The sequence below is a fragment of the Streptomyces sp. NPDC016640 genome (assembly GCF_043076215.1).
Classification (GTDB): Bacteria; Actinomycetota; Actinomycetes; order Streptomycetales; family Streptomycetaceae; genus Streptomyces.
In genome coordinates this window covers 371,078-382,291 of sequence record NZ_JBIBRG010000002.1, presented here as the reverse complement: position 1 = coordinate 382,291, position 11,214 = coordinate 371,078, and the positions used below count along the sequence as shown (strand labels likewise).

Sequence of the window (11,214 nt, the reverse complement as noted above, 5' to 3'; positions counted from 1 at the left end):
TGTAACGGTGCGGCACCCGGTGGCCGGGACCCGTCATGCCTGGGTCAGGATGTCAGCAGTACACAGGCATCTGGAGGGGGAACCCCGTAATGAGCTACAACCAGCCGGGCCCGTACGGCGGGCAGCCCCAGCAGCCCGGGCCGTACGGCCAGCCGGGTCCTTACGGTCAGCAGCCGCAGGCTCCGCAGCCCGGCTACGGCTACCCGCAGCAGGCTCCCCCGCCCGGCCAGCCCGGTTACGGCTACCCGCAGCAGCCCGGCCCCGGCGTCCCGCCGCAGCAGGCGCCGTACGGCCAGCAGCCGCCCTACGGTCAGCCCCCGTACGGCATGCCGCCCCAGCCCCCGGCGTCGGGCGGCGGCAAGAAGGCCGGGATCATCATCGGCGCGGTGGCGGTCGTGGCCGCGATCGGCGTGGGCGCGTACTTCGTGATCGGCGGGGGCGGCGGCGCGGGCGGCGGCCTGGAGGACGACGGGGCGCACAAGCTGTCGGCGCCGCAGAAGGTGCTCGGCGAGTACACCCGCGTCGGCGAGGCGGGCGAGGACTCCAGTTCCAGCACCGTGGACGACCTCGCCGAGGGCGGCGTCAAGAACGGCAAGTCCGTCGGTGTCCAGTACTCCACGGCCGACTTCAGCGGCTACGACCCGCAGGACCCCACCACCCTCCCCGACCAGGCCGAGCTGCTGGCGGCCAAGGGGGTGTCGCTCATGGGCGCCTACGGTGAGGTCGAGGACCCGGAGGCGGCGCTCGACAAGATCTTCGCCTCCATCAAGAAGGAGACCGGCAAGAGTTCGGGCAACGGGCTCATGTCCGAACTGGTCGGCGAGCCGGAGTCGGTCGACATGGACGGCGCGGTCATGAAGTGCCAGGCGGGCAAGGGCACCAACGACCTCACCCAGAAGGAAACGACCAACTGGTTCTGCGCCTGGGCCGACTACAGCACCATCGCGATCGTCTCCCCCGGTGACAACACCAAGGACATCACCAAGGACGCCGCCGCGGACATCACCACCAAGCTCCGCGACGAGGTCCGTGTGAAGGCCTGACGACTCCGGCGAGGTGAAGGGGGCCCCGGTCGACCGGGGCCCCCTTCACCTCGCCGCCGCCGCGGCGGTCACGCCGTCTTCTGCTCCCCCGAGCCCCGGCCGCGCGCGTCGCGCGGGATCAGCGTGGGGTTGACGTTGGACAGGACCACGTCCGCCGTGATGACCACGCGGGCGACGTCCTTGCGGGACGGGACCTCGTACATGACGCCCTGGAGGACTTCCTCCATGATGGCGCGCAGGCCGCGGGCGCCGGTCTGGCGGAGGATGGCCTGGTCGGCGATGGCCTCCAGCGCCTCGCGCTCGAAGTCCAGCTCCACGCCGTCGAGTTCGAAGAGGCGCTGGTACTGCTTGACCAGCGCGTTGCGCGGCTCGACCAGGATCTGGAGCAGTGCCTCGCGGTCGAGGTTGTGGACCGAGGTGATGACCGGCAGCCGGCCGATGAACTCGGGGATCATGCCGAACTTGACCAGGTCCTCCGGCATGACCTGCTCGAACTGGTCCTTGGACTCGATCTCCCGCTTGGAGCGGATCGTCGCGCCGAAGCCGATGCCCTTGGCACCCGCCCGGCCCTCGATGATCTTCTCCAGGCCCGCGAAGGCACCGCCCACGATGAACAGCACGTTCGTCGTGTCGATCTGGATGAACTCCTGGTGCGGGTGCTTGCGGCCGCCCTGCGGGGGCACCGAGGCCGTGGTGCCCTCGAGGATCTTCAGCAGGGCCTGCTGGACGCCCTCGCCGCTGACGTCACGGGTGATCGACGGGTTTTCACTCTTGCGGGCGACCTTGTCGATCTCGTCGATGTAGATGATCCCGGTCTCGGCCTTCTTGACGTCGTAGTCGGCCGCCTGGATCAGCTTCAGCAGGATGTTCTCGACGTCCTCGCCGACGTATCCCGCCTCCGTGAGCGCCGTGGCGTCGGCGATCGCGAAGGGGACGTTCAGCATGCGGGCGAGGGTCTGCGCCAGCAGGGTCTTGCCGGAACCCGTGGGGCCCAGCAGGAGGATGTTGGACTTCGCCAGCTCGATGGCGTCGTCCCGGCTTGCGGCGCCGCCGTTCTCACCGGCCTGGACGCGCTTGTAGTGGTTGTACACGGCGACGGAGAGGGCCTTCTTGGCCGCCTCCTGCCCCACCACGTAGCCCTCGAGGAACTCGTAGATCTCGCGCGGCTTGGGCAGTTCCTCCCAGCGGACCTCGCTGGTCTCGGCGAGTTCTTCCTCGATGATCTCGTTGCAGAGATCGATGCACTCGTCGCAGATGTACACACCGGGCCCTGCGATGAGCTTCTTGACCTGCTTCTGGCTCTTGCCGCAGAACGAGCACTTGAGCAGATCGCCGCCGTCACCGATGCGTGCCACGGTGTGCTTCCCCTTCGCCTGGGAGCCGCCTGGACGCGAACGCCCTGCGGCTCCTGGTGCTGCCTTATGTCCGACGGTACCTTGCCGAGCCCCCCGTCCGGGCCCCCCTTGGCACGGTTCACTTTGACGTGGACCGTGCCAAACCGTGCCAAGAGGCGGCAGACCTCACTCTCCGCCCCGCCTCAGCGCAGGCTGGAGTTGTCCATCTTGCGGGTGCTGATGATCTGGTCGATCAGGCCGTACTGCAGCGCGTCCTCGGCCGTGAGGATCTTGTCGCGCTCGATGTCCTCGCGGATCTTGTCGATCGGCCGGGTGGAGTGCTTGGCCAGCATGTCCTCCAGCTGCGTGCGCATGCGGAGGATCTCGTTGGCGGCGATCTCCAGGTCGGAGACCTGACCGCGGCCCGTCTCGCTGTAGGGCTGGTGGATCAGCACGCGGGCGTTCGGCAGGGCCATGCGCTTGCCGGGCGTGCCGGCGGCCAGCAGGATGGCGGCGGCGGAGGCCGCCTGGCCCATGCACACCGTCTGGATGTCCGGCTTCACGTACTGCATCGTGTCGTAGATCGCGGTGAGTGCCGTGAAGGAGCCGCCGGGGCTGTTGATGTAGACCGAGATGTCCCGGTCGGGGTCCATCGACTCCAGGCACAGCAGCTGCGCCATGACGTCGTTGGCGGAGGCGTCGTCGATCTGGACCCCGAGGAAGATCACGCGCTCCTCGAAGAGCTTCGCGTACGGGTCGTACTCGCGGATGCCCTGGGAGGTGCGCTCGACGAAGCGCGGGATCACGTAGCGGGACTCGGCCGCGGGGCCGGTGTACTCGGCGCGCGTACGGTCGTACAGGCCGCTGCCGGGGAAGTCGTTCACAGTGTCTCCTGGAAAGGGGCTGAGGCGGTCGGCTGGGGCTGCTGGGGCTGGTCACCGGCCCTGGGCGGGCCGGGTGGCGTCCACGGGGCCGCAGGGGCTCCCTGGAGCCGCTCAGGCCGCCCCGGTGCCGCCGCCGCCCGGCATACCGGCGGCCGTGGGGATGACGTCGTCGATGAGGCCGTACTCCTTGGCCTCGAAGGCGTCGAACCAGCGGTCCCGGTCGGAGTCGCGGGTGATCTGCTCGACCGTCTGGCCGGTGTGCTGGGAGGTCAGCTCGGCCATGCGCTTCTTGGTGTGCAGCAGCCGCTCGGCGTGGATCTTGATGTCCGAGGCCGAGCCGGCCAGACCGGCGGACGGCTGGTGGATCAGGATCTCGGCGTTGGGCAGCGCGAAACGCTTGCCGGGCGTGCCGGCACTCAGCAGGAACTGCCCCATGGAGGCCGCCAGGCCCATGGCGATCGTCACCACGTCGTTCTTGATGAACTGCATGGTGTCGTAGATCGCCATGCCGGCGGTGATGGAACCGCCGGGGCTGTTGATGTACAGGTAGATGTCCTTGTCCGGGTCGGCGGCAAGGAGCAGCAGCTGTGCGGTGATCTTGTTTGCGATGTCGTCGTCGACCGGCTGGCCGAGGAAGATGATCCGCTCGTTGAGCAGCCGGTTGTAGACCTGGTCGCCGAGGCCACCACCGATAGAAGGCTCGCCGGCGGCTGAGGGCATCAGATTCGTCACGTATCCACCTGCTCGTCTTACGACGGCGCCGGGCCGTCTCACGTTTCCCTGCGGGGCGGGAGCCGTTCGGGGACTCCACTGCCCTCGTATTCATGGACCCTAACGCGGTGGCTGCGCCGGAGAATCCCGGTAACGGGGGTGTTCGCCGGGGGCGTAGCGCGGTGTGCTCCGCGGGACACCCGGGGCGCCTTCTCCTCGCGGGTCCGCCGGGGCGTGGGCGGCTGCGGCCCGGGGGAGGCCGGTCGCGCGGTTCCCCGCGCCCCTGGGGTGAGGAACGGGCCCCGGGTCACAAACGTACCCGGGGCCCGTCACATGCTCTTTCGGAGGTGACGCGAGGCTCAGCCCTCGGTCTTCTCCTCGGCGGCGGTCTCGCCGGCCTCGGCCTCGGGCGACTCGGTGGCGGCCTCGGCGGTCTCCGCCTCGTCCTCCTCGTCGTCGAGGTCGACGACCTCGCCGTTGGTGTCCTTGACCGTGGCCTTCTCGACCACGACGGCCAGGGCCTTGCCGCGGGCGACCTCGCCGACGAGCAGCGGGACCTGGCCCTGCTCGACGACGGCCTGCGCGAACTGGTCGGGGGACATGCCGGAGGAGGCGGCGCGGCGCATGAGGTGCTCGGTGAGCTCCTCCTGGTTGACGTTGAGCTTCTCCTGCTTGACCAGCTCGTCGAGCACGAACTGGGTCTTGATGCCCTTGACCGCGGCCTCGCGGGTCTCGGTCTCGAACTCCTCCTCGGTCTTGCCCTGGATCTCCAGGTACTTCGCGAGGTCGAGGCCCATCTGGCCGAGCTGGTGGTGCTCGAGGTTGTGCTTGCGGGTGTTGATCTCGTCCTCGAGCAGCTTCTCGGGGACCGGGACCTCGACCAGCTCGAGCAGCTTCTCCAGGACGCGCTCCTGGGCCTGCGTGGCCTGGTCGTACTGCTTCATGTTCTCCAGGCGCTTGCGGCTGTCCGCCCTCAGCTCCTCGAGGGTGTCGAACTCGGAGGCGAGCTGTGCGAACTCGTCGTCCAGCTCGGGCAGCTCACGGGCGGCGACCTGGGTGACCTTGACGGTGACCTCGGCCTCCTTGCCGGCCGCGGAGCCGCCCTTCAGCTCGGAGGTGAAGGTGGCCTCGCCACCGGTCTCCAGGCCCTTCACGGCGTCGTCGATGCCGTCCAGCAGCTCACCGGAGCCGATGGTGTAGGACACGCCGCTGGCGACGCCGTCCTCCAGGACCTCGCCGTCGACCTTGGCCTCCAGGTCGATGGTGACGACGTCGCCCTCCTCGGCGGCGCGCTCCACCGGGGAGGTGGAGGCGAAGCGCTCGCGGAGCTGCTCGACCGACTTCTCGATGTCCTCGTCGGTGACCTCGACGGCGTCGACCTCGACCTCGATGCCGGAGTAGTCCGGGATCTCGATGGCCGGGCGGATGTCGACCTCGGCGGTGAAGTTCAGCGTCTCGCCGTCCTTCAGCTCCGTGATATCGACCTCGGGCTGGCCCAGCGGGCTCAGCTCGGCCTCGTTGACGGCGTCGGTGTAGAACTTCGGGAGGGCGTCGTTGACCGCCTCCTCCAGGACGGCACCGCGACCGAACCGCTGGTCGATGACCCGGGCCGGGACCTTGCCCTTGCGGAAGCCCTTCACCGTGACCTGCTGGTTGATCTTCTTGTACGCCGCGTCGAGGCTGTCCTTGAGCTCCTCGAAGGGCACCTCGACAGTGAGCCGAACCCGGGTCGGGTTCAGGGTCTCCACGGCGCTCTTCACGGTTCGGTCTCCTTGTGGCTGACTTCTCGGTTCTGCCGGGACCAGAGCGGTCCGGCCGATTCGCCGCCCGGAGGACTTCAGACGATGAGACACACGGGCGTGCAGCTTGCATAGTAACGGCAGCGGCTACGGCACCCAAAAGCGATCACCGGTGCGTGAAGCAGGTGGCTGGTCGGGGTGGCGGGATTTGAACCCACGGCCTTCCGCTCCCAAAGCGGACGCGCTACCAAGCTGCGCCACACCCCGTCTGGTGCGACACGTAGGGTACATGCACCCGGGCGGAACGGCCGCCGCTTTTCCCGGGCGCGGTGCGGCGTCGGCGGCACCCCGGGAACGGGGTGTGCGACGAGGGCCCACGACCCGCTACGATGCCTGTCAGTGCCGCGGCCGTCCGACGCGCGGCGCGCACCGTGCGGGCGTAGCTCAATGGTAGAGCCCTAGTCTTCCAAACTAGCTACGCGGGTTCGATTCCCGTCGCCCGCTCTGTACGGCCCGGGGCCGGGTCGAGGACTTCTCCTCGACCCGGCCCCGGTCGTTTCCGTGGGTCCGCGCGCAGGGCGGGGCGGGGTCAGAAGCTGATCGAGTTGATCATCCCGGCCACCGAGTCCAGGAACCTCTGGATGTCGTCGGCCATGCCGGTGGAGGCGAGGAAGAAGCCGAAGAGGACGGCGACGACCGCCGGCCCGGCCTTCAGGGAGCCGCCTCTTATCAACACCACCAGGATGATCGCCAACAGCAGCACCACAGACAGTGAAATGGCCACAACTGATCACACCCTTGGTCGGTTCGGCTTCCCCGGCCCGGGCGACGCGACCACGCGCACCCCGCCAGGACCATCGTGCCACCAACCCGGCCGGGCTGTGCGGTGGCTGACGCATCATCCGTCCCGCGGCGGCCGGCCCCGCACGCCCGCACCGGCCCGCGCGGGCCGACACCCTTGTACCGTACGCCAATTCGAGGAAACACCCGTGCGGGGAATTCGAACCGGATCGTTTCCGTGTCCACACAACGCTTTCGCAGCCGGCCCGGATGACCGTCGCACGCACCCCGCCGACGGGGAGGCAGCGTCCAGCAGGCAGCCGGAACAGGGCATTTGACCCGAGTCTCCTGTACTCCTATGTGGGGGTTGGCCGGGAATCGTCACGGCAAGACCTCCACTGCGTCCAGTGGGACCCTTGGTCGACCACCGTGTTGACCATCACGTCAGGCGGCGCGTTTTTCTCCCGTTCCCGGGCTCATTGACGGGCCTTCGGTCCGCATGACCGGGAATGACGTGGGGCGTTCCACGGAATGTCGCGGACGACGCCGGGGTGCCCCGGATGTTCCACGCCGCCTCGTCCCCCACAGGCGCGGCGGGTTCGCCGAGCGTCTCCCCGGGTTCCCGCCGGGAGGGGCCGTGACGAGTTCGCGGCGACCGCACGGCGACCCCGGGGCCCGGCTTCCCCCGGCCCGGTCGCCGGCGGCGTCCGGCAGACGGCGCGACGCGTTCTCCGGCAATGCCGGGTACCCGGCGATCGTGCTGGTGGCGGTCGGTCACGCCGGGGAGCCGCTCAAGGGCGACAGCCGGGTCCTGGAAGCGGCGTACACGGTCGTGCACGCGTTCCGCATGCCGGCCTTCGTCATCTGCCTGGGCCGGTTCGGGCCGGCCCGCGCACGCGAACGGCAGGCGAAGGCGGAGACCCGCGAGAAGGTCTCCGCGTGGCGCTACGGCCCGCCTTCCTCCGCCGCCAGACCGAGGAGTGCGCGCATCCGCGCGTACTTCCCGGTCAGCCGTGTGCGGGTCGCCTCGTCCAGGACGGCGAGACGGGCCGGGTCGGCGTTGTGCGCCAGGTCCGCCTCCTTCACCAGGAGCGCGCCGGGAGTGGCCAGGACGCGGGCCGCGTACGCCTCGGGCGGCTCCCCCGGCCGTTTGGTGACCGCGAGGACGATGTCCTTGGTCCGCCGGGTCAGCGCGGCCTCGTGCAGCCACTGCCGGGTCAGCCGGTCGTCCTCCACGGCGTCGTGCAGCCAGGCCGCCGCGATCTGCTCCTCGTCGCCGCCGCGGGCCCGTACGCCCTCGGCGACGGCCCGCAGGTGTTCGGCGTAGGGCCGGCCCGCCTTGTCGGTCTGCCCGGCGTGCGCGGCCCGGGCGGTGGCCTCGACCTGGGCCGGGGTCAGCGGGGTGCGCGGTGTCTCGGTCACCCGCCCAGTGTGCCGTGCGGGGCCGGTCAGCGGGACGCGGCGGCCGTGGGGCCCTCCCGGCAGATCAGCAGCAGGGCCCGGTCGTCGTTGACGTCCTTGGCGACCGCCTCGATGAGGTGCCAGGCGGCTCCGTGGAAACCGCCGGCGACATAGCGGTCGGCCTCGCCCGTGAGGCGGTCGATGCCTTCGACGATGTCCCGCTCGGAGGTCTCCACCAGACCGTCGGTGAACAGCATCAGCACGTCGCCTGGGCGCAGCGAGCCCTTCACCGGGTCGAACCGGGCGCCGTCGTACACGCCCAGCAGGGGGCCGTCGGCGACCTTCTCCTCCCAGCGGCCGCTGCCCATGCTGAGCTGGAGGCCCGGCGGGTGTCCGGCGGAGTACAGCTCGTAGTCGCCGGAGTCGAGGTCGAGCACCAGGTGGATGGAGGTGGCGAAGCCCTCGTCCCAGTCCTGGCGGAGCAGATAGCCGTTGGCGGCCGGCAGGAAGGCGTGCGGGGGGAGGCTGCCGAGGAGTCCGCCGAAGGCGCCGGAGAGCAGCAGGGCCCGCGAGCCGGCGTCCATGCCCTTGCCGGAGACGTCGGTCAGCACGACCTCCAGCGTGCGTCCGCCGTTGGTGCGGGCCGCGACCACGAAGTCGCCCGAGAAGGACTGTCCGCCCGCCGGGCGCAGCGCCATCTCCCGGTGCCAGCCGGCCGGCAGCTTCGGCAGCTTGCTCTGCACGCGGATGCGTTCGCGCAGGTCGAACAGCATGGTGCCGCCGCGCCGCCAGGGCACGCCGACACGGCTGCGGAACTGGGCGACGAGCAGCCCGAAGAAGCCGCAGGCGGCGACGGTGAGGACCACACCGGGGGTGACCCGGGCCGCGCCCTCGGTGTACGGGCCGAGTTGCACCGACTCCACGATCAGCGCGGTCGCGGCCGCCGCGTACAGGCCGAGCAGGCTCGCCGGGCGCAGCAGCAGGCCGCCCGCGACGATCGGGAGGACCAGTGCGGAGGGCGCGCACCAGACGGAGTTGGCGAGGGTCCCGGCCGCGATGAGCGGGACGGTGAGGAGCAGTCCGGCCAGGGCGACCCAGTCCGAGCCGTCCCCGCGGAAGTAGTCGACGGCGGATCGGCGCATGCCGACGCGGGCCCGGTGCCACTGCTTCTTCAACCGGGCCGTGAACGTGTCGGCTGCCGCGCGCCGCTCTCGTCCTGCTGCCATTAGTTCGGGACCCTATCCATCGGACCGGCCGCTTGGCACGGGAGGTCCTGGTTGTCCCCCTGTCGGGGACCGACTTCACAGTGAACTTCACGGAGCGGCGCCGTGGGGCCCGAGCGGAGGAAAATCTCCGGCCCGTCCCACGGGGTCCCGGCAGACACGGCCCATGGCGACCGGGCAGGCGGACCCCACGGCCGGAATTCGGGTACTGCGGCCGGATGAACGGGACAAGTGGTACGCAAACCTGAGCCGTGCCTTCAGTGGGAACCCAGAGGCGGAAGAAGAACGTCAACTGTGGCACGCACTCACCGGGTTCGACCGTTTTCTGGCCACCTGGGACGGTGCCGGGCGCCTGGGGGGGCGAGTTGGCGGTGGAGGACGCCTCCCGCCCCTGGAACACGGGGCGCCGACGGCCGGGCGGGGACGCGCACCGCGGCCCGGCGCGCCGGCGGAGGCGTCCCCGGCGTTCGGCAGCGGGGGCCCGGCGCCGTGGCTGCCGCACGGGTTCCGGGGAACCGTTCCTCGGAGCTAACGCCCCGCCCGCCGCTGGCAGGCGGGGCACCAGAAGAGGTTGCGGGCGGCGAGGTCGGCGGTGCGGATCTCGCCGCCACAGATGTGGCAGGGCAGGCCGGCCCTGCGGTAGACGTACACCTCGCCGCCGTGGTCGTCGACGCGCGGCGGGCGGCCCGTCGCCTCCGGCGTGTGCTCCGGGCGGACGGTGTCGATGCGGTTGTTGCGGACGCCCTCGCGCATCAGGGCGACCAGGTCGCTCCAGAGGGCGTCCCACTCGGCCGGGGTGATGTCCCGGCCCGCGCGGTAGGGGTCGATCCGGTGCCGGAAGAGGACCTCGGCCCGGTAGACGTTCCCCACGCCCGCGATGACCTTCTGGTCCATCAGGAGCGCGGCGATCGTCGTACGGCTGCGGCCGATCCGGCGGTAGGCGAGGGCCGGGTCGGCGTCCGGGCGCAGGGGATCGGGTCCCAGGCGCTCGTGCACCGCCCGCTTCTCCCCGTCCGTGATCAGGGCGCAGGTGGTGGGGCCGCGCAGATCGACGTACGCGGTGTCGTCGGCGAGCCGCAGGCGCACGGTGTCGGTGGGCGGGGGCGCCGGGGCCGGACCGAAGGTGACCTTGCCGAAGAGGCCGAGGTGGATGTGGACCCAGTCGGTGTGCTCGGGGCCGGGGTCTCCGAAGCCGAGGAAGCCGAGGAAGAGGTGCTTGCCGTGGGCGTCGGTGGTGTGCAGCGGCGTGCGGTCGAGGAGGGCGGCGGCGTCGGCGAACTTGCCCTGGGGGCTGGTGACGCGGAGGGGGGCGCCGGCCCGGAAGACCGCGGCGCAGTCCTCGGCCAGCCGGTGGATCGTGTGGCCCTCGGGCACGGGTCGGCCTCCCCCTCGCTCTCCTCGTCCGTCTCGTCCGGGGTGCTAGCGCTGGGGGTGGTGGGCCGGGATCGGGGGGAGGTCGCCGGTGGCCTCGTAGGCGTCGAGCATGTCGATGCGGCGGATGTGCCGCTCGTCCTCCGAGAAGGGGGTGCTCACGAAGATCTCGACGAACTTCGTCGCCTCGTCCTGGGTGTGCATGCGCGAGCCCATCGCGATCACGTTGGCGTTGTTGTGCGTGCGGCCCAGTGCGGCCGTCTCCTCGCTCCACGCCAGGGCCGCCCGTACGCCCTTGACCTTGTTCGCGGCGATCTGCTCACCGTTGCCGGAGCCGCCGATCACGATGCCGAGGGCGCCGGGGTCCGCGGCGGTCCGCTCGGCGGCGCGGAGGCAGAAGGGCGGGTAGTCGTCCTGGGCGTCGAAGATGTGCGGGCCGCAGTCGACGGGCTCGTGTCCCGCCGCCTGGAGCCACTCGACGAGGTGGTTCTTGAGTTCGTAGCCCGCATGGTCCGAGCCGAGATACACGCGCATGCGTCGAGTGTGACATGCGCGCCGGCACGTGGCGGCGCGGGGTGGGGCGCGGGACGCATCGCGTAAGAACTCTAAGTAAATTCATAGAAGCTCAGGGAAAGCTCAAGTAACAATCCGAAATCAAAGGTTCCCCTACACGTTCGCCTCCGTTTCACTGGTCCGGCTCGTACGTCGCTGTACGGGGACCGCTCAAC

10 protein-coding genes and 2 tRNA genes are annotated in these 11,214 nt (G+C 70.4%); 2 read left to right on the top strand and 10 right to left on the bottom strand.

What is annotated here, in order from left to right; genetic code table 11:
- Positions 1-89: 89 nt before the first annotated feature.
- Complete coding sequence (locus ACF07S_RS05320) at positions 90-1,043, top strand: hypothetical protein (RefSeq protein ID WP_391973482.1); 954 nt, start codon at positions 90-92, stop codon at positions 1,041-1,043.
- 68 nt (positions 1,044-1,111) lie between these two features.
- On the opposite strand, the gene clpX is transcribed toward ACF07S_RS05320, so the two are convergent.
- The 5 genes from clpX to ACF07S_RS05295 form a co-directional block, all read right to left on the bottom strand.
- Positions 1,112-2,398, bottom strand: a complete 1,287-nt coding sequence (gene clpX / locus ACF07S_RS05315; RefSeq protein WP_391962160.1) for an ATP-dependent Clp protease ATP-binding subunit ClpX — start codon at positions 2,396-2,398, stop codon at positions 1,112-1,114.
- A 182-nt stretch (positions 2,399-2,580) separates the two neighbouring features.
- Positions 2,581-3,261: an ATP-dependent Clp protease proteolytic subunit gene (locus ACF07S_RS05310; protein ID WP_391962161.1), complete on the bottom strand. Its 681-nt coding sequence runs from the start codon at positions 3,259-3,261 to the stop codon at positions 2,581-2,583.
- A 111-nt stretch (positions 3,262-3,372) separates the two neighbouring features.
- Positions 3,373-3,981, bottom strand: a complete 609-nt coding sequence (locus ACF07S_RS05305) for an ATP-dependent Clp protease proteolytic subunit (protein ID WP_391962479.1) — start codon at positions 3,979-3,981, stop codon at positions 3,373-3,375.
- A gap of 350 nt (positions 3,982-4,331) precedes the next feature.
- A complete protein-coding gene (tig, locus tag ACF07S_RS05300; RefSeq protein WP_391962162.1) occupies positions 4,332-5,732 on the bottom strand; it encodes a trigger factor in 1,401 nt (466 codons plus the stop codon).
- A gap of 169 nt (positions 5,733-5,901) precedes the next feature.
- Positions 5,902-5,978, bottom strand: a tRNA-Pro gene (locus ACF07S_RS05295).
- Between the two features lie 166 nt (positions 5,979-6,144).
- On the opposite strand from ACF07S_RS05295, the gene ACF07S_RS05290 reads away from it, so the two are divergent.
- A tRNA-Gly gene (locus ACF07S_RS05290) sits at positions 6,145-6,215 on the top strand.
- A gap of 85 nt (positions 6,216-6,300) precedes the next feature.
- Here ACF07S_RS05290 and ACF07S_RS05285 read toward each other — a convergent pair.
- The 5 genes from ACF07S_RS05285 to ACF07S_RS05265 form a co-directional block, all read right to left on the bottom strand.
- Positions 6,301-6,495 (bottom strand): hypothetical protein, encoded by a 195-nt coding sequence (locus ACF07S_RS05285; RefSeq protein ID WP_145869249.1) that lies wholly within the window; start codon positions 6,493-6,495, stop codon positions 6,301-6,303.
- Positions 6,496-7,436: 941 nt separating this feature from the next.
- A complete protein-coding gene (locus ACF07S_RS05280; protein WP_391962173.1) occupies positions 7,437-7,913 on the bottom strand; it encodes an HD domain-containing protein in 477 nt (158 codons plus the stop codon).
- 26 nt (positions 7,914-7,939) lie between these two features.
- Positions 7,940-9,118: a PP2C family protein-serine/threonine phosphatase gene (locus ACF07S_RS05275; protein WP_391962174.1), complete on the bottom strand. Its 1,179-nt coding sequence runs from the start codon at positions 9,116-9,118 to the stop codon at positions 7,940-7,942.
- Between the two features lie 525 nt (positions 9,119-9,643).
- Positions 9,644-10,489: an Fpg/Nei family DNA glycosylase gene (locus tag ACF07S_RS05270; protein ID WP_391962175.1), complete on the bottom strand. Its 846-nt coding sequence runs from the start codon at positions 10,487-10,489 to the stop codon at positions 9,644-9,646.
- 45 nt (positions 10,490-10,534) lie between these two features.
- Positions 10,535-11,020 (bottom strand): ribose-5-phosphate isomerase, encoded by a 486-nt coding sequence (locus ACF07S_RS05265; RefSeq protein ID WP_391962176.1) that lies wholly within the window; start codon positions 11,018-11,020, stop codon positions 10,535-10,537.
- Positions 11,021-11,214: the final 194 nt, after the last annotated feature.

Excerpts from the sequence above, each read along its gene's own strand:
- ACF07S_RS05320 (WP_391973482.1), top strand. The coding sequence starts at position 90 with ATGAGCTACAACCAGCCGGGCCCGTACGGCGGGCAGCCCCAGCAGCCC.
- ACF07S_RS05305 (WP_391962479.1), bottom strand. The coding sequence starts at position 3,981 with ATGCCCTCAGCCGCCGGCGAGCCTTCTATCGGTGGTGGCCTCGGCGAC.
- ACF07S_RS05275 (WP_391962174.1), bottom strand. The coding sequence starts at position 9,118 with ATGGCAGCAGGACGAGAGCGGCGCGCGGCAGCCGACACGTTCACGGCC.
- ACF07S_RS05265 (WP_391962176.1), bottom strand. The coding sequence starts at position 11,020 with ATGCGCGTGTATCTCGGCTCGGACCATGCGGGCTACGAACTCAAGAAC.